The organism is Faecalicatena orotica (assembly GCF_905197545.1).
GTDB classification, from domain to species: domain Bacteria; phylum Bacillota; class Clostridia; order Lachnospirales; family Lachnospiraceae; genus Faecalicatena_A; species Faecalicatena_A orotica.
In genome coordinates this window covers 125,687-148,830 of record NZ_CAJJZH010000005.1, presented here as the reverse complement: position 1 = coordinate 148,830, position 23,144 = coordinate 125,687, and the positions used below count along the sequence as shown (strand labels likewise).

The window sequence follows — 23,144 nt, the reverse complement described above, 5'->3', positions numbered from 1 at the left end:
CTCCCAAAAACGACTAAAATGTTAAGTCCTCCCTGCCGCAGAAAGCATCTACAGGTGATACCCCTTTGAAGCTGCTTCTGCCCAGTATCTTTTCAACGACTGACTCGATGACATACTCTGAATTACAGTATCCGTTGATATACGTCTTTATCATCGGCGCGTCCAGAAGATGATACGGATTTCCCACGCTGACAAACATGACCGGAACCTCATGTACCATCCACGGCATATTGTTGCCAAGCCCAAACATCGTGTGCCAGTTCAGGCGGGATACTGTCTTGTTGGAAGCGGTCTCTACATTACCAATATAAAGAACAAGATCGTACCTCTCTTTAAAAGCGGTAACTGAGTCTTCCATGACTTCGAAGCCTTCCGGTTCATATACCGTAACCTCAAAGCCTTCTCTCCCAAGCTTCTCCGTGAAGGACGAGCAGACTCTTTCATTGGACGGAAAGTCCCCCATCATCTCCAGAAGGATTCTTTTCTGTTTCTGCGGGCTGATCGGAAGTAAACTCTGCGTATCCTTTACAAGTGTCACACCCTTGTCAGCACATTCTTTCGCCCATGTATCGTGTAATCCGCAGTTCAGAATCTCCAGGGCTTCCGGTCCGGGTACAAGGTTTTTGTTTTTCTGCTTTTCAATGAGTCCCATTGATGCTTTTACTGCAAGTATTCTTTTTACAGCCTCCTCGAGACGCTCCTTTGACAGAATTCCTTTTTCATATCCCCTGCGCATGAAACGGAAGTCCTCTTCCATGTTCCTGTTAAACAGAATGACATCGCATCCATTTTCGATGCTCAGCGGAATCGCTGTCTCCCTGTCGCATGCAGCACAGAAGCCTGTCATCGGGGTCGCATCTGTGGAGATCAGTCCGTTAAAACCAAGTTTTTCCCGCAGCAGACGTTTCAACAGATTTGGTGACAATGTGGCCGGAATTATTTTTGCCGGTTTTTTTCCGTCGAAATATTCCTCATATGCAGGCATGGCAATGTGTGCGGCCATGATTGTCAGGGTGCCTGCCTCTATCATTTCGCGGTATATCTTTCCATAAGTCTCATCCCATTCAGCGCAGGAAAGGGAGTTGACACTTGTCACGAGATGCTGGTCACGCTCATCGACCCCATCCCCCGGGAAATGCTTTACAGAAGCTGCCACTCCCTGTTCTTTTGCCGCTTCCAGATATGCTTTCCCCATCTTTATGACAGTTTCCGTATCCGAGCCAAAGGTGCGGACATTCGTAATCGGGTTGTGGTAATTGAAATCAAGGTCTACAACTGGCGCAAACGACCAGTTTACGCCGACTGCCGCTCCTTCACTGCAGCTTACCCTGCCGAGCTGGTACGCTTTTTTTTCATCCCCCGATGCCGCCACAAGCATTTCCCTGCCAAAATAAGTTCCCTCAATTGCCGAACCATTTCCGCCATACTCCAGGTTGGAGGCTGTCAAAAGCGGGATTTTCGATGTGTCCTGCAGCACTTTATGGGCCTGTCTGATCTCTTCTCCCGGCCCCTCTCTGTACAGCATACCTCCGATATGTTTCGTTTCCACTAATTCCTTTAATTCATTTTCATTTTTCGTAAAGACAATGGGGCAGAATAACTGCCCGATCCGCTCGTCAAAACTCATGGAATCATATGTATCATGCACCCATTTCACCTGTTCGTCTGTTAAATAAAATGGTTTTTCCTTATATCTGATCATGCTCTCTTTTCTCCTTTTGATACACATTTTGTATTCTTTTCCTTTTCTACTTACTATTGTAGTGTACCCGCACCATAACCTCCATGTAATATTTTTTTTATTATCCGACTTATTTTCAGTTACTGTGTCACCCTCTTGAATGTCCACAACTATTTTCATATATACGGTTTATTTAATTTCCTGAATATCCCTGCTTATTTTGTTGAATATAAATCCGGCATTTGTTATACTTTTGGTAATCAGGAAAGGAGGGACAGACATGCCATATTACATTACCTACGGGGAATTTCAGAAGCATATGAAAGACTATTATCTGCGGACCGGAAACAGGATGCAGTTCCCGGAGATGTCCGACTATTTATATAAAAAGGGGCTCCTTCTGGAAACGTCCCCTGAATCCCCTGCTTCGAGTGAATTGTTTGGAAGCATGACAGATGATGAGTTTAACCGCGTTGTAGATTCTATGGTACTGACTCTGAATCCCAGCCAGACTCTGAATTTCAAGGTTGCCGAGACAGATATCTTCCCTACGGCAAGGGATGCTTTTATCATCCGGCATCCCCGTTATACAAGGCCATCCACACATACTCATAACTATTTTGAGATTAACTATGTGGCACAGGGAACCTGCACCTTTGTGTTTGAGAAAACAAACCGGGTACTCAGCGAAGGAGAGCTGTGTATTATCGCACCTTCTTCGGAACATGACCTGGTCATTGACGATGATTCCACGGTGTTCTGTATCATGCTCAGAAAAAGTACGTTTGACACAACCTTTTTCTCACTAATGTCCAGAAAAGACCTGCTTTCCTACTTTTTCCGCACGATTCTGCAGGATGATTCCCACGCGAATTATCTCCTGTTCTTTGCTGAAAATAATACATGGCTCAAGACCATCGTGCGCAATGCTATGGGAGAGAGCTACAAGAATGATGTTTATAGCAATACCTGCTGCATCAGCTGGATTAACCTGCTATTCTCCAATCTACTGAGAAATTACAGTAAAACTCTTCAGTTTTATAATTATCAGATGGGATCAGATTTTTCACTCGTACTGCAGTATATCCAGCATAATTACCAGACACTGACTCTGTCCTCGCTAGCGGAAATGTTCCACTACAGCGAACCTCACCTTTGTACTTTGATTAAGCAGAATACGGGGCATAACTTTACAGAACTGATCAAAAGACTGCGGATGGCCGACGCCGTAGATTATCTGACGAATACAAACCAGAAGATAAGCGAGATTGCCGAACAGATCGGTTATAACTCCGCGGACCACTTTTCCCGGGTGTTCCGGGGGACTTACCATATGTCACCTCAGGAGTACCGGAAGGTGCACGCAGGGGAAAAAGAAGACTTCCGGCCCTTTACTTAGGACCGGAAGCCTTCTTTTTCATCTAAATTCACAATTCCTCTGCATTTCGGGAATCTGGAACATCCGTAAAACTCCCTGCCTGCATTTTTCCCCTTTGCCGCAGTGCGCTTTACCATGACCGCCCCGCATCGCGGACACAAAACATCAGTACAAGGTTCTTCCTCTGCTTCCACAGGCTCCACATCTGTAGGTTCTTCGCTTTTCCCCGGATCTTCACATTCTGTCTCTTCAAATAACTCCTCTTTATATTTTGCCACATAATCTATCGGGTTCTCTGTACTTTTCTCAAGAAAAAACTGCGCTGTTTTCATCATTTCTTTTTCTGAGCAGCTTTCCGCGCCTCTTTCAGAATTGGCATTTCTGATAAATGATATCAACTGGTCTGCCCTGATAACCTGGTTTTTAACTTCTTTTTTGGCATATTTTGCATTTAAAACTGTCTTGGAATTTGCCAGCACAACAATAGAGCGGTAATTCTCTGGAAAATATTTCTCAAATAGTGCTTTTGTCAGCATATTCCCTTTCGCTTCCATACGGATTTTTTTAATCACTTCCATGTGCCGCTGGTTTTGCGTAATCGGTGAATATACCCCCTCTTTTCTGTAAAACTTCCCATAAGTCAGAGTTCTCACAAAATTCCCGCCGCTGTCGATCTCAATATTGCCTATGAGATTTTTACATTCAACAATAAATGTTCTGCTCCTTGTAACGATCAAAAAATCGATCTGTGCAGTGAACCCATCTTTTTCAAAATAGAGATCATGCAAAACCACCATTGGCATGTGACTGTTCTTAAGTTCAAACATAATCTGGTTTTCACCATAAATGCCTGCCTCAACAATTTTAATTTCATCTTCAATCTTCTGCAGTAATTTACCTGATGCCTGCTGTTTTAGAGTATTCAAAGCCTCCAGTTGTTTTTCAGCAGAACTACTTTCTTTTAAAAAAACTGGTTCCCGTATTGTATCAAATAATCCCATCCGTACTCTCCCACCCTGCACTTCACCACATTTATTTTATTTTAACACATAATCATAGCAAAAACACCTAAATGATTGCAGTAGAAAAGGACCTGCCGTAAGTGCTGGTCCTTTTCCTTTATCAATCTTTAATGCTATTGTATTCTAAATTCCGCGAAATCCAAATTCCCCTCTTTTACCCTGAAGTACAATGCATGCTCCCCTTCGACCCTCTCCATGTTCGCCGATACTTCTGTCCATGCTTCACTGCTTTCTGGCCCGCCGACTGGAACCCCGGCAATTCTTTGCCCCTCCAAAGAATCCAGCAGGACTTCCATGACTCCTCTGCCCCGCAGTGTAAGCCGTATAGACTTCTCATTACCGTCGAACCGGAAATACTTGAACCCCGCCGCAGCGCCTGCCCGCATATTGTGTATATAAGGGTATAGTCCATGTTCCGCATTGCGGTCCGGTTCTTCTGTGATATAAGGCATTTCTTCCGGGAGAGGAGGCAGGGGCTGTCCCGGCATGCTCATTATGACCTGCCCTACCTTTGTCCTGTCTCCCTCCGTCAGATGGCATGCAATATATGTCCTGTAGGATGCTTTAGACGGAAGTGCCTGACCGTTCAGGCCGCAGCTCGTGATTTCAACCTGCGGAATTGTTCCATCCTCCAAAATCTGAACCCGGTCAGCGCAGCCCTGACGGCTGAATGCTGTTCCGTGTGTATGTCTGTGCCAGAAAATATAGATCTCACGAGCCTGCTCATTTCCGGCCATTTCTTCGCCCGACACATTTTTGATATCCTTCTTTATTTCTATCAATCCGCCATGATTGTTTCCTGTGTAGTTGACCGGCAGCGTGTTTCCCTGATATCCTATATCGCCGTTGGATACAATGACACCCTTAAATGCAAAAGGTCCCTCCGGACTCTTAGACATCCCATAACACAGTTCGTGTCCCTGCAGACTGGAATAAACAAAATAGTACCAGTTTCCTATTTTACGGATACTGGATGCCTCAAAAAACGGATTTTCCTCATATGAAGTACCTGACGCAGTGTCCACCCCGTTTGCCACGCAGACCGGTTCACTCATAATCGTATGCATGTCATCCTTCAGCCTCACCATCATCGCCCCCGGGTAATTTGCATCCTCCATCCCCGGAAAACGCACCGGCGGGCAGAAGCCATAATACAGGTAGTTTCCACTTTCTTCACACAGAATCGCCGGATCAAACCATCTTCCGACCGTGGGAATACTTCCGTCCTCCCGCCTGACATAATCCAGAAATTCATATGTCCCGGCAGGGGTATCACACACTGCAACAGAAATCACATTAACTGTGTCCAGGGCGTAGTAAAGATAATATCTTCCGTCCGGTCCCTGAGCCACATCCGGTGCATATAAAAAACGTGTATTCTCCCCTGTAAAGGAAGGCTCATACAAAGGCATGCCCCCGTCATACGGTGCCCCGTTTATCGGGTCCTGCTCCTTTTTATAGATAGTTCCTTCACATCGCCAGTTTCCAAGATCATCTACCGGTGCACTCCAGCACACATAATCATCCTCACAGAAAGAAATTCCGTTTAATTTATCATGGCTACCGTAAATATAAATCCGGTCCCCAAATATATGCGGCTCTCCATCCGGAATTGTTTCCCAGAACGGAAGATAAGGATTGACTGCTGCCTGTTTCATTATAATCCCTCCCTGCTTATCATTCTATATACAGCGGGACTCCCCAATAAGCAGGGAGCCCGGTTATATCTTACTATACTATTCCATTTTTGATTTCATCTCTTCAATTTCCGCACTGTACTTTTCTACCGGATTAAAGAATACACAGATGATCAGGATAATCCCCGTCAGGGACGGTGCGCCGAACTTCAGGAAATTCAATGCAAACATTGTAGATTCAGGCTGTCCCCCGATTGCCTCTGCAATATATCCGGATGCTGAAAGAACGGCCAATATGCCGGAACTAACTACTGTATTTCCGCATTTCTGGGCAAATCCCTTGATAGAAGAGATTACGCCATTTGCCGATAAACCTTCTTTATACTGTATGTAATCAATTGAATCATTTACCAGTACATTCACAAGTGCATTCTGCATTGCTGAGAAGCAGGATGAAATAAATGTCACTACACATAAAAACGTAAAGCTTGATTTTCCAAAGAAGAATAAAATTACATAGCATATAATAGAAGCCACCTGAGATACGATTAATGCTTTTTGCCCGGTTTTACAAATCTTCAATACAATAGGCATCAAAACAACCATAGAAACCAGAGCGCCTATAGAAATAACACCCATGTAAGCAGAAATCAGATCAGGCCTCATATAATAGTACTTCATGTAGTAAACAGAGGTAGAAAACATCATACCGTATCCCATTGATGCCATGATCCATGCAATGATATTCGGAAACAACTCTTTATGCTTTAAAACAAGTTTCATATCTCTGAATGCAGTTCCTTTTTCTACCGGCTGCAAGTACCTCTCTTTTGAAGTACCAAACAATCCCCAGAAGGATATGAAAGCGAAGACACCGCAAATAAGCATAAGCGGTACATAACCGTTGCTGAGTCCAATCCCCTGGAAGACCCCTGTGATCTGAGGTGTAAATGTATTTCCAATTGTAAATGCACATGCACAGACACCGGCACCCATCGTAATGATCATGTTTCTCTGCTGATTATTCTTAACACATGCAGGAAGAATCGCTACCTGAGGCATTGTATACATCGTGACCGTCATTCCATATCCAACATAAACAACCAGAATATAAATAATTTTCCCTGTTGTTGAAAATCCCCAGTCGATCCAAAGCAATGTTGAAAACAATGTTAACAATATGGGGGCAGCAATAAAGTAAGGTCTGTAACGTCCCCATTTTGTATGTGTCCTGTCGGCGATCACTCCCATCATCGGATCGTTAATCGCATCCCATAAAGTTGCAACAAACATAATCATCGAACAAGCTGCTGCCGGAATCTTCAGGGTATCAGTCATATATACTGAAAAAAAGCTTGCTATCACTGCCGCAATTAACATAGCCCCACCGTTAACAGATGTTGCATGGAACCATTTAAATGCTGTCGTAACTTCCTTATTTTTCTTCGGAACTGCTGCAGCACCTGCCGTCATTTCGTTTTCCATTTTTCTCTCTCCTTTTCCTGTTCTTTTTTCACCTTCGTTCAAGATAGTTATAGTTTAGCGCAGCACAGTGTATAAATCCATGTTATAAATTACCTCAAATCCGACATTTTTTCATATCACTTTTCTGCATCCGGCTTTTTTTATTCGTAACCCGACATATCTTTTGACAGCCTCAATTCGTTGCCTTTTGAAGAACAGGAATCCATATTTCTCATCTTTTTATATTATCAACAATATACACTGATTTTTCAACAATAAACACATTGAAATTACTATCTGGCAATGCTATCCTGACCATACAAATCTTTATTTCCGGAATATTTTATTTTCTGACTTTCGTCAAAAAATCCAGATTTGTATTTCACAATTGAATAAAGCTGTATTAGAAACAGAACCCACAGTTTACAGGCCTGACTGTGGACAATAGCAAAGAGAGCACTGTACATATCCATTTATACCGTAATACGCTCTTTTTAAGCTCTTTTTAAGTTACAAACAGATATACTCCGTACATTTTCACATGCTATAATGGAGGTGTAATACATGACAGATAAAAGGCTGCAATGGCACCCGGCATTTATTGCCGCCATGCAGATTGACTTTGGAGAGGAGGCTGACCGTCTTATTTTTCTTTCCGAGTTGGAATTAAACAAGATGCCCATGCGGATTGACGCACTGGTCATTAAAAAAAGCGGCTCTGAACCGTTGAAAAAGAATATGGGCCGATTATTAAAGGGACATAATATCTTCGAATATAAAAGCCCGGAAGACACCCTGAATATTGATGATTTTTATAAGGTTTATGGCTATGCCTGCTTTTACAAGTCCAATTCAGAGCAGACGAATGCAATTAAACAGGATGATATCACTATAACATTCGTCTGCAGCAGGTATCCGCGTAAAATGCTGGAAGAAGTTACACGTTTTCGAAAACTTGAAGTCCGAAAGACTGCCCCGGGAATTTATTATCTGGAGGGTGACCCCTTTCCAATACAAATTTTAATATCAAAAGAATTATCCCCGGAAGAGAACCGATGGCTGGGCAGTCTGCGTACAGACTTACAGCCTGACCAGAGTCTGAATGTTTTGTTTGAAGACTATGAGCAGCATAAAGATTCTAAACTCTATCAGGCTGCTATGGATTTAATAGTGCGGGCTAACCCCGCGGCAATGGAGGAGGCGAGATCAATGTGCGAAGCGCTGCATGAATTATGGGCTGATGATCTGGAAAAGGCTACTAAGGAAATTGCTAAAGAAATTACTAAAGAAGTTACCAAAGAAGTTACCAAAGAAGTTACCAAGGAAGTTACCCACAATGATATCCTGCTTTTTGTTGAAATTCTGCTTGAAGACGGATACGGGGAATCCACCGTCTGTGAAAAACTACATCAGAAGTTTCACATTCAGAAAGCGGATATTCAGGATTACATACGGCAGGTACAGGGCAAAAATGCTGTTTACAGACAGGCTTGTGAGCAGTGATTTGGAACATATAATTTATTTTTTGCATTTACCATAATTAAATATGAAGATACCGGGTAAGCGTCCACATCGTACCCGGCATTACATCAAGTTATCCACATAAGATATCAACAGTAAGCTTTCATCTTATGTGGATATTTTGTAGCTTTTCAAGATTTTGAACAGTTACAAGATTTTTTCTTAGACCCGTAGTACTGCTTTTTCACACAAGGAACAGTTTGAGTCTCCGCCGGCATAGAATACAAACTCTCCCGGGTCAATTACATAGTTCATGTTCCAGTCATAATATCCCAGTTCTGTAAATGGTATGATGAATTCTACCGATTTTGTCTCTCCTGCCTCTATTAGAACTTTCTCAAACGCTTTCAGCTGCCTTATGGGTCGTACTCTTTTTGCAGTTTTATCCTGAACATAGCACTGCACGATCTCTTCTCCGTCCCGGCACCCGACATTTTTTACGCTAACATGGATTCTGAATGCAGACTCCTCACATCTCACCTGCAGACCGCTGTATTCATATTTTGTATAGCTGAGTCCATATCCGAAGGGATAGACCGGGTCAAGGGGAGTGTCTATATACTTGGAAGTGAATTTTGATTTTCCACCCGGCCGTCCAGTTTGAATATGTGCGTAATATACCGGGCACTGTCCCGACGCATATGGAAACGTCGCAGTCAGCTTTCCACTTGGATTCGCATCTCCAAACAGGATATCCAGCACTGCGCTGCCCGCTTCTGTACCGGGATGCCATGCTTCCAGAATCGCAGGGACCTTTTCTGCAATATGCGGAATGGACAGAGGTCTGCCATTAAACAGTATCGCGACCACCGGTTTTCCTGATGCCAGCAGTTTTTCCACAAGCGCAATCTGCTCTCCGGGCAGCGTGATATCGGCCCTGCTGGCCGCTTCTCCACTTTCATCTTTCTTTTCACCAAGCACGGCAAGGAAAACATCTGACTTCGCTGCCATTTCCGATATATTCTCAGCATCACGGCTGTAGTTATATGTAATCCCTCTTAGCTCGCATGCCTCCAGAATACTGACACAATCCTCCGGATTGGAGCCAATGGCCCATGCGCCTGTCATCTCTTTCTTGTCTTCAGCCAGTTCCCCGAAAATGCCGAGACATGTGCCTTTCTGAAGAGGAAGAAGCGGTCCTGCATCAGATTTTCTCCGGGTACCATCCTTATCCGGCATGCAGTCGTTCTTGAGGAGCACCATCGACTTTACTGCCGCCTCTTTTGCCAGCGTTCTGTGATCTGTTTTCAATAATGTACTTTTTTCACGCTCTTCATCCGTCTGGTATGGGTTGTCAAACAGTCCCAGTTCAAACTTCACCCTGAGGATATGTTCCACGGCACGGTCTACAGTTTCAATTTCTGTCTCAGAATCCTGCACCAGTTTTAGAAGCTCCCCGGCATAGACATTTGAGGTCATATCCATCTCCATGCCCGCTTCCAGGGCTGCCTTTGCAGCCGTTTTTCTATCCGGGACAATCCCATGTTCCACGCATTCTGCAATGGCGTTGGCATCACTGATGGTCATCCCGTCAAATCCCCACTGTTCGCGAAGCACATGCTTCAGCAGCCAGCCATTTACAGAACAGGGCACACCGTTTATGTCATTAAAGGCCGGCATGATTGCCCGCGCCCCGGCATCCACACACGCCTTATACGGCGGAAGATATTCCTCGAACAGCTTTTGCATGGACATATCCACACGGCCATAGTCTTTTCCCGCCTCCACGGCCCCATATGCCGCAAAATGCTTTACACAGGCAGCCATCGAATTTGTTTTTTCAAGGTCTGTCCCCTGAAATCCACGAACCTTGGCCGTACCATATGCAGAATTTAGAAAAACGTCTTCCCCTGCCCCCTCGCTGATGCGTCCCCAGCGTGCATCCCTTGCGACGTCCACCATCGGGGCAAATGTCATATGGACACCGCCGGAGGTCGCTTCTTCGGCCGCCATTCTGGCCGTCCGCTCCCAAAGCCCGGGGTCCCACGCACAACTTTCCGCCAGCGGGATCGGGGTTACTGTGCGAAAACCGTGAATTACATCATACCCGAACAAAAGGGGAATACCAAGTCTTGTCTCTTCCACGGCTATTTTCTGCAGTCTGTTTGCAGTCTTCGCATCGCCTACGCCATTATAGGATCCAATCCGGCCCGCTTTCAGGTCATCTTCGTGAAAATCCTGTTCCGCAGTACTCATCAGTCTGCCAAATTCCTCTTCACTGATACGCCCGTCAAACATCATATCCAGCAGTTCTTCAAAACTAACCTCGAAAGCCCCGACTAAAGAAGGACCACACTGCCGGAGCTGTCCGATTTTTTCTTCCAGTGTCATTTGAGACATCAGGCTTTTGATTCTCTCATCATAATTTTTCTTCATTAAATACACCTCCGAAACCTGCAGGCACATGTTTCCTATTCGTTACTGTGCATACCTTTCTGGTGCGCACAGCACTCCTATTCTGGCATCAGGTTTAGTTTTGCATGCTTTCCGTCTTCTGAACTGACTTGGACATTTATCTCACCGGGACCTGTCCTCATAAGAATAATCTGGGCCCGTCCATGAAATGTTTCTGTTACACCTTCGTTAAAATTATATGACGGCTTCGGATTCCCACTGCCGAAGCCCGCCGCCACCGCGCAGCCCTCTACATGCAGGTTCAACCGGATATCCCGGTCTGTTACCAGATTCCCCGTACTGTCCTTAAGCAGCACGTCGATATAGAAGAAATCCTCCTTCATCTCCGGTTCGGCCGCCATTACAATCCTGTACTCCTCTGCCGCAGTATGAAGCTCCATTCTTCCCAGTTCATTCCCGTTCTCATCATAGGAAACCGCGGTTACCGTGCCCGGCTCATAAATGGTCTCAAAAAGTGTCCTGAATCCAGCTTTCTTTCCCGCCGTCTTTCTGCCGCAGGACTTTCCGTTGACCAGCAATTCTGTTTCGGTTCCCGGTGAATATACCTCCACTATAGCAGGCTGTCCCTCACAGCCTCTCCATGTCCAGCTTGATACCGTGTCACTTATGACCCACGGTGTTTTGATCAGCTTCTGTCCATACCGGTTCGGGTCCTGCACTGCAATATAAGGATCTTTTCTCAATCCAAAGACAACTTCACGAAAGTAAGATGCGGGCCTCCTGTAACCCGTAATATCCAGATCTCCCGGATACGCAAGCTGGCACGGGAATCCGGCACCGAATCCGCCTTCTCCCCATTGATAGGCAGGGACACCAACACCTGCTTCGCCAATATAGTCCCAGCCGGTCCATGTGAAATCACCAATAACATGGTTATGCTTCTCAACCAGATTCCAGTTTCTTGCAATTTCAGGTGGGTATGTCTCACTTCCCACAATCACACGGTTTGGATATTTCTCCCCATCTATCTCATATCTGGCTGTCATATAATTATAGCCTGCAATATCCACGCCTGCACATGCCTTTTCCAACCGCTCTGTGATCGCCTCATGAACCACGATTTCATCCAGATGCCCATCCATCAGTGTCATGAAATCATTCACATTTCCGTCGATTTTTCCTTCCCGGCTCAGATCAGATACAACATCAGACACAATCCTGTCCACCTGGTCTCCGGCTGCAAACACACCATTGATCGATGCCAGTGTGTATCTCGTATCATCCAGCTCTTTTATTTTCCCGCTCAGGTCACTGCATATTTTTGCCCCATGATCCGTTCCGATCTCGGGAATCTCGTTGCCGACAGAATACAGGATGACGGACGGATGATTATAATCTTTTCTTACCATAGCCGTCACATCGCTTTCCCACCATTCCTGAAAATACAGACCGTAATCATAATTGGACTTGCACCGGTTCCACATGTCAAAAGTCTCATCCATGACATACATCCCGAGAGCGTCGCATGCCCGGAGCATGGCCGGGGCCATCGGGTGATGGGACATGCGGACCGCGTTAAATCCTGCTTCTTTCAGCTTCCTGATCTCACGGAACTGCACAGGTTCATACGTGGCAGTTCCCAGCAGCCCGCTGTCATGGTGGATACACGCCCCCCTTAATTTTACTGTTTTTCCGTTTACGCGCAGCCCTCTTTTTGCATCCAGCTGAAGCGTCCTGATCCCGAATTGTTCCTTGCTTTCATCCAGTACACCCTCTTGGTTAAGAAGTCGTGTCGTACAGGTATACAGTGCAGGATGATCCTCTGACCAGAGCTCTGGCGCCTCCACGGTCACCCGCTGTGATACCGTCCGGGTTTCCTGAGAAAAGAGCACAACAGGTGTCACCTCACTCGATACAACGTGCCCTTTTGCGTCCCTGACCACCGTTTCCAATGTCAGTTCTGATGCCCCATGACAGTTGTTTTGCAGCTCCGTATTTATATGCAGTACTGCGTATTCCCTGTCCGCCGATTCTGTTTTAATCTGCACCCCTTCCGGTACAATATGTACAAGGCCGGATACCAGCAGATATACATCACGGTAGATGCCGCCCCCGGAATACCAGCGGCTGTTTGTCATCGCGCCGTTCCTGACCTGGACACGGATTTCATTTTCCTCACCAAATCTCAGGTAGTCGTTAAGAGCCACATAAAATGTCGTATACCCGAACGGGTTCTTTCCTGCAAGCTGCCCGTTCACATAGACAAAGGCGTTCATATAAACACCTTCAAATTTCAGCATAACCACCTTATCTTTATACTCTGCCGGAGCCTGAAACAAGTTAACATAGGTATAAATATCACCGTCCCGGTATCCGGTATTGCCTCCATTTTCGCTTTCCGCATGTGCGGGCTTCTCAATCATTGCATCGTGCGGCAGTGTCACATCTGACGCAATATCAGGTATGTTCCACACCAGGGCAAACGAGTCCTTATCCACCCAGAATTTCCAGTTATCATTAAATTTTTGTTCAAACATTTTTTCTCCTCTTCTCTATCTTATAAATCTATATAAACCTGGGGCCAGTTCGTGAGTTTCCCCGTCCGGAAACTTGATTACGGCTCCGGCATGAAACGGCACCTGAACTTCATATGCCGCCGTCCCGTCATCCAGACAGTCCCACCTGCATCTGTAAGTCCCCGACGCGGTATCCATTTTACACTCGGCGTATCCCAACCGCTTATCTGGATGCGGCTCAAACGCGGCCCTCCTGAATCCCGGTTTTACAGGACGGATTCCGCAAAGGTCACGGTACATCCACCCCACAATACTTCCATAGCTGTAATGGTTCAGACTGTTCATCCCCTCTTCGCTTATCCTGCCATCTGCAAGTACCGAGTCCCACCTCTCCCAGATCGTGGTCGCCCCGAGATTCACACAGTAAAGCCATCCGGGAAACTCTTCATTCAGCAGCAGGTCAACCGCTGTCTTATGGTGTCCCGTATGGGTCAGCGCGGGACACAGAAGCGTGGTCCCCACGAACCCGGTATTCAAATGCCCCTGATTCTCCCGGACTCTTTTTTCCAGTTCCCTGCCTTCTTTCTTCTGCTTACCCGGCATAAGGCCAAATTCTGCCGCGATTGCCGCTCCCGTCTGTGTCCTGCATTTGCACGTGCCATCCTCTTCAAAATAAGTATCCTGCACCGCCCTTAAAATCTCATCCGCCAGTCTGCCGTATTCCTCCGCATCTTTTTGATAATTCCTGCCTGTCAGTATTTCCGCCGCCTGGGAAACTATTTTCGTACACCTGTAATAATAAGCACTCGCTATATACAATGGGTCTGTCGCCCCGAATGGCCCCGGCTGCTCATTGTCCAGTGCCAGCCAGTCCGCAAAGTGGAACCCGTCTTTTACAAGATAGGGTCCGCCCAGTGCTTCTTCCCGCCTTCTCTCACATTCCACCCATGCCTTCATGCCCGGATAACATTCTTCCAGCAGTGTTTTGCTTCCATAATAAAGATACACGTTCCACGGAATTATGACCCCCGCGTCCGCCCACGGACAGGATCCGTGCTCCGCGACCATCCCCTGTTTCAGCCTCGGCACAACGTTCGGGACCGAGCCGCCTAAAATACTCTGCTCCGCCCTCATATCCCAAAGATATTTTCTGTAAAACGCAGGCATATACATGTTGCAGCATGCGGTTTCCGAAAATACCTGTGCATCTCCGGTCCAGCCGAGGCGCTCATCCCTCTGCGGGCAGTCTGTAGGAACATCCAGAAAGTTATCCTTCTGGCTCCAAAGTGCATTTAAAAACAGCCGGTTCACTTTTTCGTTTCCCGTTTCAATCCAGCCCGTCTGGTCAAAATCACTTCTTATGTGGTATGCCATAAAGTTTTCTGGTTCTATGTCAAACGAACATTCCACTTTCATATAACGGAATCCATAAAATGTAAAATGAGGCCTCACATGGGCTCTTTTTCCGTTTGAAATGTATGTGAATTCCGTCTTTGCCGTCCTCAGATTGTCATGGTAAAAGCACCCGTCCTGCAAAATTTCGGATGCCGTCAGCCTGATCCTTGCACCTTCCGGCAATTCACAGTCAAATTCAACCCAGCCTGTCAGATTTTGTCCAAAATCCAACACGAGTTCTTCTTTTGGCGTCCTGATAACCTGACAGACAGAAAGCTTCTCCTTTTTTACAATGGGAAGACTGAACCGGTCCGTCAGCGCTCCGCATTTTTCAGGTTCATACAGTCTTACGGGGCCCCAGTTTTGTGCATCCTCTAACCGGGCGTCGTATATTTCCCCATCATAAATATTGCTGAATGTAACCGGTGATACCTTGCTCCTCCAGCTCTCATCCGTACAGACCAGTGTATTTGGGCCATCCTCATGCCCAATATGAAGTTCCGCTGTTGCACAGCACCTGTCACCATACAAATTCACATAGCCGCCGTCAAATCCAAGCCTGCCTTTATACCATCCATCGCCAAGCCAGATTTGAATTTCATTTTCCCCTTCCTTCAGATAATCCGTTACATCGTAGGTTTGAACCTGAAGGTGAAAATCATACGAATGATAGCCAGGGGCAAGGAATTCGTTCCCGGCCTTTTCCCCATTCAGATACAACTCATACACCCCGAGGCCGCAGACATACATTCTGGCTCCTGTTACACTTTTGTTTATCGTAAATTTCTTCGAAAGAACAGGCTGTACAGATTGATCCAGTTCAGGAGTGATCCATTTTCCCTGCCACCCCTCAGTCATCTTTCCAGTCTCAAACCAGCTTTCCGCATATGCCGTTTCTCCGTTATCCGCCGTCACACAGACTGACCACTCATATCTTGTACGCGGTAAAAGTTCTATATCTGCCCGGTAATCCAGACTATCTGCTTTCGAATCTTCCCCGCTGTCAAAGACAGTCACATCCTTCCTTTTTACTATTATCCTTGCCGTCTTTTGGAACTTAGCGTTACCCGCGTCTTCCACCTTCCACGAAAGGCTTACCGGTGTAATATTAAACCCTGCCGGTGTTTCTATATGGTTCACCCTCAACTGTGTCAACTTCATATTGCACATCCTCTTCCTTTTCTTTCTGCTACCCTTATTTTAAAAGTGTTTTTCCTGAAATACCACTTCATAAATTTATGGAAATCCGACATTTTATAAGATGATCGATACAAGAGCACTTTTATGCATCGGATTTCTTTTAACATGATATAATAAAATTAAAGAAGAAGAGAAACAAGTATTGATGGAAGGAGGCCATACCCATGATGAAATCCCACAAAATGTCCCTCGCTGTTTTATGCATATTTGTCACCCTGTTTTCTGCCGCCTGTGCAAAGGCTCCAAAGCAGGAGGAGGATACCGAATGGGTATTCAACTCCATCCACACTTATAATCAGGACAGGGTAAAACAGTTCAGTAAAACCATCATCACAGAAACAGCAGCCGGTACCTATGAAAAGACGCAGATCCTGATTTCAGACTCCAATAATGACATCGTGTATATGAACTGTGTACAAAAAGGACCCGGCAATTATCATTTATATACCCGTGACTACATGATGCTCAAAGACGGGAAAGGTTATGACATTTACAAATATGACACACAGGAGACTTTTTACAAAACAGAAATCAACACAGACTTCATAAACAATGCTTTTAACTCTATGTATATAATCCTCTCGGATAAAGCAGAAGCCAAAATTCTGGGAAATGAGACAGTCGACGGGACCGACGCCGTCAAAGTTCTTGTGACGGACCGTGATTTCCCCCGCATCCAGAACTCCAGTGATTTCTCAAAACTATATGCACAGGCTGTTGTCTCTGACGTTTATCAGGAGGAACTAAAGGCTGCTCACGATAATTATATGAATATGAAAGAAAAGGAATGGACCTTCTGGTTTTCCAAAGAAGACTCTCGTCTGCTCAAGATGGAATATGACAACACGCTGGACACGACATTTACATATTACACCCTTGCCGCTGCCAATCAGGGGATCTGTGCTGAAAAAAATGTCCCGTCAAAGGAGATTGTAACAGGTTATATAAAGTCAGGAAATGACTGTGACAAGATTGAAGTTCCTTTAGAATATCAGACTTTATAGATGAGTTCGCGCTGCATCAATGCGGCACGTATATTTAAAAGCTATACAGGGCTGCTTTGTCCTGTATAGCTTTTTTATTCCCGGGGCAACGATTCAGTGCTGCCTGACATTAGCGGCTTTTCTGTTACTATGCATAGCCTCTGGCCGTGAATAGAGACGCTTTACATAAACAGATACGCCGTCTGTGCCACGATAAAGCACAGGACCATGCCCGCCAGTGTGGGGATTACCAGTGCAGTAAATGTCCATTTCCAGCTTCCGGTCTCTTTCTTTATGGTCAGCAGTGTCGTAGAACACGGCCAGTGCATGAGTGAAAACAGCATCGTGCAGACTGCCGTGACCCAGGTCCACCCGTGGCTGACAAACAAATTTCTCATCTCTGTCAGGCTATCCATTTCCAGAATACTCCCCTGTGCCATATAAGCCATGATGATAATCGGAACAACGATTTCATTGGCCGGAAGTCCAAGAATGAAGGCAATCAGAATCACACCGTCCAGCCCGAACAGTCTGGCAAACGGGTCCAGCATGGCAGCACAGTAATTCAGAAGACTCTGGTCACCGACAAAAATATTTGCGGCGGCCCAGATGAATAGACCGGCTGGAGCTGCCACCATTACCGCACGCCCCAGTACGAACAGGGTTCTGTCGAAAATAGACCTGACGATGACCTTCCCGAACTGTGGTCTGCGGTATGGCGGAAGTTCCAGTGTAAAGGAGGACGGCACTCCTTTTAAGATTGTTCTCGAGAGAAGCCACGACACGAAAAATGTCATACCGACCCCAAGCATGATAAATAAAGTCAGTAAAAGGGCGGATAGCAGTGAAGTACCTGCCCCTTTTGACGTTCCTATGAAGAACATCGTAATGATCGCAATCAGGGTCGGAAATCTCCCGTTGCACGGCACAAGGCTGTTGGTCAGAATGGCGATCAGACGTTCTCTCGGGGAGTCTATAATCCGGCATCCGGTGACTCCCGCAGCGTTGCACCCGAATCCCATGCAGAGTGTTAATGCCTGTTTCCCGCAGGCACAGCATTTTTTAAACGGTTTATCCAGATTATATGCAATCCTCGGCAGATACCCCACATCCTCAAGCAGGGTAAATAATGGGAAAAATATTGCCATCGGCGGCAGCATGACTGAAACGACCCACGCCAGCACTCTGTATACTCCCAGCACAAGCATCCCATGCAGCCAGACCGGCGCCCCCATATAGCGGAAAAACTCTGTCAGCCGGTCCTGCACCCAGAACAGTGCTTTTGACAACATCTGTGACGGATAGTTTGCCCCGGTTATGGTAAGCCACAGGATCACCATCAGAAGAACCGCCATAATCGGATATCCAAGCCATTTTCCCGTCAGTATATGATCGATCTTTCTGTCTTTTAAGTCAGACCGTTCTTTTTCATTTGCTACAGCTGCCCGGCTGATTTCTTCGGCCGTGGCCATTACGGAAGAGACGATCTCTTCCTCCAGCCGTTTCTGGTCCAGACCAGCCTGTGCCAGAAGCTTCTCTGCACGGGGCAGCGCCTCTCTGACAGGCAGTTCCTGACAGATGTCCTTCTGAAGGTATGTACGCACCCCTTCATCCAGAGCACTGTCATAATCCAGAAGTTTTAGTGCAAGCCATCTGGGTCCCGGGCCTTTCAGTTTCCTCTGCCCTATCCTGCATTTCTCATATTGAAGCGCAGTCTCTTCCAGCACCGCCTCTGCCGCAGGTTCCAGTATGGCAATTGCCTGCTCAACCGCATCCGGATAGCATATCCGGTATCTCCCGTCAGAATCATACATCCTGCGTCCGTCGTCTGCGTAGCAGACAGCTACAGCCTTCACGGTAATCCTTTCACTGTCCATCATATCGTCCAGTGTATCTAAAAGTTCATCAATTCCCTTCCCGTCACGGGCGACCATGCCGATGACGGGAACCCCCAGTTCCTTTGAGAGGGCATCCAGATCAATATGAATCCCCTTTTTTGCTGCTTCATCCAGCAAGTTCACACATACGATGACACTGCCTGTAATCTCCATAGTCTGGAGTACGAGATTCAGATTCCTTTCCAGACACGTTGCATCGCACACTACGACAACCGCATCTGCGTCACCAAAACAGATAAAGTCCCGGGCGACTTCCTCCTCCGCAGAGTGTGCCATGAGAGAATAAGTGCCCGGTATATCCACCATTTTGTAAGAAAATTTTTCGGTACTGCAGTACCCCGTTGCGTTCACAACCGTTTTTCCCGGCCAGTTTCCTGTATGCTGGTGCAGGTTCGTCAGATTATTAAAAACCGTACTTTTCCCTACATTCGGGTTGCCCGCAATCGCAACAACACGTTCTCTGTCCATACTATACTCCTTCCGGCAGCTGAATCATAATATTCCCGCAGTCTTCTGAACGGATTGCGATCACCGCACCGCGGATCAAGAATGCACAGGGGTCCCCGCCAGGGCTTCTGCCCACACATTCCACTTTTGTCCCTTTCACCAGGCCGATATCCAGAAGCCGCCTGTGGATACTCCCGTCAGCCTTTAGTTCTCTGATGACTGCCTTCTGTCCCGGATGTATATCATTTAAACAGAATTCCATTTTCATAAGCGCCACCGCCTTAACATAGAATTTAGGAGAAGGAAACTTTCTTTCCTGATTCTATAATATTAAATGATTCTCATTGTGTTACTAATCTCTGAGAAATTCATAATTAAATATGGAATTACAAACGTAGATTAATGATGAATGGGAGAAATATTTTAATGGACAATAGAAATGATTTTTATACGCAAAAAGGATATGAACTTCACAGTACAGATGATTTAACTGCTTCTATGGAAGATTATCTGGAAATGATATGCCGGATGCTGAAATTAAACGATGTGGTAAGGATACAGTCCTTATCTGAAAATCTACACGTCAAGCCCTCCTCGGCCTCTAAGATGGTAACCGCCTTAAAGGACAGAGGGTATATTTCCTTTCAGAAATATGGTTATCTGACTGCCACGGAGAAAGGACTTGATGCAGGAAATTATTTACTTTACCGTCACGATGTCCTGCATGAGTTTCTCTGTCTGCTAAATCATTCTGATAATGAATTGGAACAGGTTGAGAAAATTGAGCACTACATAGACCGCAGGACCGTGCATAATCTTCAGATGTTACTGGGAGAACTGAAATCTTCGACCTCTTTTTTCCAGTAAATTTGAAACTGTGTGTCATCAATGCGCTCCACAAACTGCCGCTTATAATTCAGGAAATCTTCCAGATCCATCAAGATATGATAGAGCACCGCACGGCCTTCAAATTCTTCCCGGGTCTTCGGAAGTTCCTCTTTTTTCATATCATTTGACAGCTGTTCCAGCCTTTTCAACTGATTTTCAGGGTCATTCATCTCGGTCACATGCCGGGACAGATAGTGGATATACTCCGCGATCACGGCTGCCTGTCTGGGCACCTGCTTAATCTTTTCCATTTCATAATGCAGATTATGAAGAGCTTCACACTGCTTTTCCCGCATCTCAAAGTAACGGCCGTAATAACTCGTATGGGGCTGAAAAGTATTATTATAATATACCCGGGCCTGCTGGATAAAATCATCCAGATCTTTTGTCAGCAGTTCCAGTTTTTCCCATACGGCATCCGCGCCTGTCCCCTCCTTCTGACCTTCCCGTTTCTCCGAATGCAGGAGGTACCAGGACAGTTCATTCAATATATTCTGGAAGGCACCTTCTGTATATCGCATATTTGCAATTATTTTATTTCTTTGTAAATTATTATTTTGAAACAAGTTTACGATGACAGCTATGGTAATCCCCAGCAGTATGATCAGAAACTCATTCATAATAAAAGAGAAACTGAAGTCACGTACAGCCAGAAAATGGGTCCCGATCACGGCATTTACGGACGCGGTCACTCTCCAGCCAATCCATTCACTTGCAAGAATCAGGAAAAATACGAACACTCCGAATGCGGCCCCCTCATTCTTAACCTGCGTAAATATTATCCAGCATAGGAGAACCGCCATGAAAAACGTGATAATACGCGCGGCCGAAAGCTTCAGTGTTTCCCATTTCGTCGTAAGAATTGTGAGCAATGTTACCATCCCGGCCGACGCCGCAAATTCCAGATGGAGCGCCGATGCCGCAAACATCGCCGCGCCGCTTCCCGCCGCAATCCTGACTGCCTGTACGATTGTATCCGCAGCCGGCATTTTGTCTCTTTTTTGTATTCTTTTCATCTTCGACTTTAAATTTTCCATATCCGCCATCCCTTCTTTCCATATCATATCCTCTTTTCTTTCAGACTATCCTGACGTATCGCAGTCTCCATTCAGGACACCCACCAGTGGTAATGAAAAACGCTGCAGACTGAGGGACTGGCTCCGTTCTGCAGCGTCTTTTCATTTTATATTCATTCCGATCATAGTAAAAAAGTCCAGCAGCGGTTTCCATAATCCGGGATGATGTTCCAAAAGGAATCTCCGTATCGTGGTTTCTGCAATTCCGTCATAGTACGTCAGCTCATGAATTCCGCGGGTGCTCTCCCCGATGACCGTCTTTCCTCCTGCCGCAACACCTACCGCAATCTGGCTTCCGTAAACCGCAACACCACCTGCATAGACTCCGACTGCCGCGGTTCCAAATGCCAGTAATCCGAATGCCACGACCCCCAGAGCCGCAATTCCCACCGAAATAACACCAAGTGCAAGCGCTCCCAGTGCCAGACAGCCAAACGAAAATATGCCTGTGGATAAGATTCCTATGCTAATCACCCCTACAGAAACATTACCGATTGCGATTATCCCTTTCGCGACTGAGCCTTTCCCTAATCTGCGCGAAAGCCTTATAGAAACGAGCGGAATCCCGGCAATCTTCGTCTTGCTTGTAAACTCGTATCCTCTCATATAGCTTCGGATTTCATCCACTGTTTCCTCAAGTCTTGCAGCATCATAACCATTCTTCCTGTCTGAATCCCCGTCACCGGAATCATCTCTTTCTGTCTCATTCTCAATATAATCCTTTACCAGATAGTCCACACTTACATCAAATATCTCCGACAGGGTGATTATTTTCATCAACTCCGGCAATGCCAGTCCTGATTCCCATTTACTCACGGACTGTCTTGTGACTCCAAGCCGGTCCGCAAGCTGTTCCTGGGACATCCCCCGCTGCTTTCTCAATGTAATTAGTTTTTCATCAAATCTCATGTCCGCCTCCTGATCTCCTCTTTAAATGAATGAAAGGGTATGTCTGATGTTCATGTGCACCAATGCAATGAATCATTAAACATACCCTAAACCATCCTGCTAAATCTGACAAGAACATGCTGCATTGCAATTTGTCAACCAGAGGTTGCAGGGCCGCAGAACCGCGGTTTAAGCACTATATTCTTCCATCGCTTTGCTGATACTTTCTTCACAGGAGCGCATCGCCAGAATGGTCTTTTCAAACAGATCGTTCATTTCCCATCCAAGCTTCAGGGCACCCTCTCGGATCACATTTCTGGAACATCCGGCGGCAAATCTTTTATCTTTAAATTTTTTCTTTATACTGGATACTTCCATATCCATTACGCTTTTTGAAGGACGCATCAGGGCAGCTGCACCGATCAGCCCTGTCAGCTCATCCGCGGCAAACAATACCTTCTCCATCTCATGCTCCGGTTCGATATCACTGCAGATCCCATACCCGTGTGAACAAATGGAACGGATCATATCCTCCCCCACACCGCCTTCTCTCAGCAGTTCCGGTGCCTTTTGGCAATGCTCTTCCGGATAAAGTTCAAAATCAATATCGTGGAGAAGCCCGGTAATTGCCCAATACTCATCTTCGTCCGCAAAACCAAGTTCATTTGCATACCAGCGCATTACACCTTCTACCGTCAGTGCATGCTGAATATGAAACGGTTCTTTATTATATTTCTTAAGCAACTCTAATGCATCTTCCCTTGTGATTTTACTTTTCATTTTCTCTTCCACCTT

Annotated in this window: 16 protein-coding genes; 4 read left to right on the top strand and 12 right to left on the bottom strand. The window is 45.9% G+C overall.

Annotated elements, in window-relative coordinates; translation table 11 throughout:
• Nucleotides 1-13: 13 nt before the first annotated feature.
• Nucleotides 14-1,702 carry a glycoside hydrolase family 3 protein gene (locus tag ABIN22_RS12305; RefSeq protein WP_346908969.1) on the bottom strand — a complete coding sequence of 563 codons (1,689 nt, stop codon included), beginning with the start codon at nucleotides 1,700-1,702 and terminating at the stop codon, nucleotides 14-16.
• Between the two features lie 259 nt (nucleotides 1,703-1,961).
• On the opposite strand from ABIN22_RS12305, the gene ABIN22_RS12300 reads away from it, so the two are divergent.
• Entirely contained in the window at nucleotides 1,962-3,080 is a 1,119-nt protein-coding gene (locus ABIN22_RS12300; protein WP_109732890.1) for an AraC family transcriptional regulator, read from the top strand.
• On the opposite strand, the gene ABIN22_RS12295 is transcribed toward ABIN22_RS12300, so the two are convergent.
• From ABIN22_RS12295 to ABIN22_RS12285, 3 genes are all read right to left on the bottom strand, one after another.
• A complete protein-coding gene (locus tag ABIN22_RS12295; RefSeq protein WP_118622326.1) occupies nucleotides 3,077-4,060 on the bottom strand; it encodes an NERD domain-containing protein in 984 nt (327 codons plus the stop codon). The genes ABIN22_RS12300 and ABIN22_RS12295 overlap by 4 nt on opposite strands.
• A 134-nt stretch (nucleotides 4,061-4,194) precedes the next feature.
• Entirely contained in the window at nucleotides 4,195-5,739 is a 1,545-nt protein-coding gene (locus ABIN22_RS12290; RefSeq protein WP_346908966.1) for a family 43 glycosylhydrolase, read from the bottom strand.
• A gap of 78 nt (nucleotides 5,740-5,817) precedes the next feature.
• On the bottom strand, nucleotides 5,818-7,203 hold the full coding sequence (locus tag ABIN22_RS12285) for an MFS transporter (protein WP_346908964.1): 1,386 nt from the start codon (nucleotides 7,201-7,203) through the stop codon (nucleotides 5,818-5,820).
• A 543-nt stretch (nucleotides 7,204-7,746) separates the two neighbouring features.
• Between ABIN22_RS12285 and ABIN22_RS12280 the strand changes: the two genes are divergently transcribed.
• Nucleotides 7,747-8,685 (top strand): 3-isopropylmalate dehydrogenase, encoded by a 939-nt coding sequence (locus ABIN22_RS12280; RefSeq protein WP_346908962.1) that lies wholly within the window; start codon nucleotides 7,747-7,749, stop codon nucleotides 8,683-8,685.
• 180 nt (nucleotides 8,686-8,865) lie between these two features.
• Here ABIN22_RS12280 and ABIN22_RS12275 read toward each other — a convergent pair whose 3' ends face one another.
• The 3 genes from ABIN22_RS12275 to ABIN22_RS12265 all read right to left on the bottom strand — a co-directional run bounded on the left by ABIN22_RS12275 (nucleotide 8,866) and on the right by ABIN22_RS12265 (nucleotide 16,130).
• Nucleotides 8,866-11,079 carry a glycoside hydrolase family 3 N-terminal domain-containing protein gene (locus ABIN22_RS12275; protein ID WP_346908960.1) on the bottom strand — a complete coding sequence of 738 codons (2,214 nt, stop codon included), beginning with the start codon at nucleotides 11,077-11,079 and terminating at the stop codon, nucleotides 8,866-8,868.
• Nucleotides 11,080-11,156: 77 nt separating this feature from the next.
• The gene (locus ABIN22_RS12270; RefSeq protein WP_346908958.1) at nucleotides 11,157-13,595 is read right to left on the bottom strand and encodes a glycoside hydrolase family 2 TIM barrel-domain containing protein; all 2,439 of its coding nucleotides are present in this window, start codon (nucleotides 13,593-13,595) and stop codon (nucleotides 11,157-11,159) included.
• A gap of 15 nt (nucleotides 13,596-13,610) precedes the next feature.
• Nucleotides 13,611-16,130, bottom strand: a complete 2,520-nt coding sequence (locus ABIN22_RS12265) for an alpha-L-rhamnosidase (RefSeq protein ID WP_346908956.1) — start codon at nucleotides 16,128-16,130, stop codon at nucleotides 13,611-13,613.
• A 203-nt stretch (nucleotides 16,131-16,333) separates the two neighbouring features.
• Between ABIN22_RS12265 and ABIN22_RS12260 the strand changes: the two genes are divergently transcribed.
• Complete coding sequence (locus ABIN22_RS12260; protein ID WP_109732885.1) at nucleotides 16,334-17,173, top strand: hypothetical protein; 840 nt, start codon at nucleotides 16,334-16,336, stop codon at nucleotides 17,171-17,173.
• Nucleotides 17,174-17,334: 161 nt separating this feature from the next.
• On the opposite strand, the gene feoB is transcribed toward ABIN22_RS12260, so the two are convergent.
• Entirely contained in the window at nucleotides 17,335-19,518 is a 2,184-nt protein-coding gene (gene feoB / locus ABIN22_RS12255) for a ferrous iron transport protein B (protein WP_346908954.1), read from the bottom strand.
• A gap of 1 nt (nucleotide 19,519) precedes the next feature.
• Nucleotides 19,520-19,765, bottom strand: coding sequence for a FeoA family protein (locus ABIN22_RS12250; RefSeq protein ID WP_346908952.1), 246 nt, complete (start codon nucleotides 19,763-19,765; stop codon nucleotides 19,520-19,522).
• Between the two features lie 158 nt (nucleotides 19,766-19,923).
• On the opposite strand from ABIN22_RS12250, the gene ABIN22_RS12245 reads away from it, so the two are divergent.
• The gene (locus ABIN22_RS12245) at nucleotides 19,924-20,364 is read left to right on the top strand and encodes a metal-dependent transcriptional regulator (protein ID WP_109732882.1); all 441 of its coding nucleotides are present in this window, start codon (nucleotides 19,924-19,926) and stop codon (nucleotides 20,362-20,364) included.
• Here ABIN22_RS12245 and ABIN22_RS12240 read toward each other — a convergent pair.
• The 3 genes from ABIN22_RS12240 to ABIN22_RS12230 all read right to left on the bottom strand — a co-directional run bounded on the left by ABIN22_RS12240 (nucleotide 20,316) and on the right by ABIN22_RS12230 (nucleotide 23,129).
• Entirely contained in the window at nucleotides 20,316-21,449 is a 1,134-nt protein-coding gene (locus ABIN22_RS12240) for an aromatic acid exporter family protein (protein WP_346908950.1), read from the bottom strand. The genes ABIN22_RS12245 and ABIN22_RS12240 overlap by 49 nt on opposite strands.
• Before the next feature lie 114 nt (nucleotides 21,450-21,563).
• Entirely contained in the window at nucleotides 21,564-22,370 is an 807-nt protein-coding gene (locus ABIN22_RS12235) for a helix-turn-helix domain-containing protein (RefSeq protein ID WP_109732881.1), read from the bottom strand.
• A gap of 168 nt (nucleotides 22,371-22,538) precedes the next feature.
• On the bottom strand, nucleotides 22,539-23,129 hold the full coding sequence (locus ABIN22_RS12230) for a hydrolase (protein WP_346908948.1): 591 nt from the start codon (nucleotides 23,127-23,129) through the stop codon (nucleotides 22,539-22,541).
• Between the last annotated feature and the right edge of the window lie 15 nt (nucleotides 23,130-23,144).

Coding starts and splice junctions, on each gene's coding strand:
- ABIN22_RS12305 (WP_346908969.1), bottom strand. CDS start 1,702: ATGATCAGATATAAGGAAAAACCATTTTATTTAACAGACGAACAGGTG.
- ABIN22_RS12300 (WP_109732890.1), top strand. CDS start 1,962: ATGCCATATTACATTACCTACGGGGAATTTCAGAAGCATATGAAAGAC.
- ABIN22_RS12295 (WP_118622326.1), bottom strand. CDS start 4,060: ATGGGATTATTTGATACAATACGGGAACCAGTTTTTTTAAAAGAAAGT.
- ABIN22_RS12290 (WP_346908966.1), bottom strand. CDS start 5,739: ATGAAACAGGCAGCAGTCAATCCTTATCTTCCGTTCTGGGAAACAATT.
- ABIN22_RS12285 (WP_346908964.1), bottom strand. CDS start 7,203: ATGGAAAACGAAATGACGGCAGGTGCTGCAGCAGTTCCGAAGAAAAAT.
- ABIN22_RS12280 (WP_346908962.1), top strand. CDS start 7,747: ATGACAGATAAAAGGCTGCAATGGCACCCGGCATTTATTGCCGCCATG.
- ABIN22_RS12275 (WP_346908960.1), bottom strand. CDS start 11,079: ATGAAGAAAAATTATGATGAGAGAATCAAAAGCCTGATGTCTCAAATG.
- ABIN22_RS12270 (WP_346908958.1), bottom strand. CDS start 13,595: ATGTTTGAACAAAAATTTAATGATAACTGGAAATTCTGGGTGGATAAG.
- ABIN22_RS12265 (WP_346908956.1), bottom strand. CDS start 16,130: ATGAAGTTGACACAGTTGAGGGTGAACCATATAGAAACACCGGCAGGG.
- ABIN22_RS12260 (WP_109732885.1), top strand. CDS start 16,334: ATGATGAAATCCCACAAAATGTCCCTCGCTGTTTTATGCATATTTGTC.
- feoB (WP_346908954.1), bottom strand. CDS start 19,518: ATGGACAGAGAACGTGTTGTTGCGATTGCGGGCAACCCGAATGTAGGG.
- ABIN22_RS12250 (WP_346908952.1), bottom strand. CDS start 19,765: ATGAAAATGGAATTCTGTTTAAATGATATACATCCGGGACAGAAGGCA.
- ABIN22_RS12245 (WP_109732882.1), top strand. CDS start 19,924: ATGGACAATAGAAATGATTTTTATACGCAAAAAGGATATGAACTTCAC.
- ABIN22_RS12240 (WP_346908950.1), bottom strand. CDS start 21,449: ATGATATGGAAAGAAGGGATGGCGGATATGGAAAATTTAAAGTCGAAG.
- ABIN22_RS12235 (WP_109732881.1), bottom strand. CDS start 22,370: ATGAGATTTGATGAAAAACTAATTACATTGAGAAAGCAGCGGGGGATG.
- ABIN22_RS12230 (WP_346908948.1), bottom strand. CDS start 23,129: ATGAAAAGTAAAATCACAAGGGAAGATGCATTAGAGTTGCTTAAGAAA.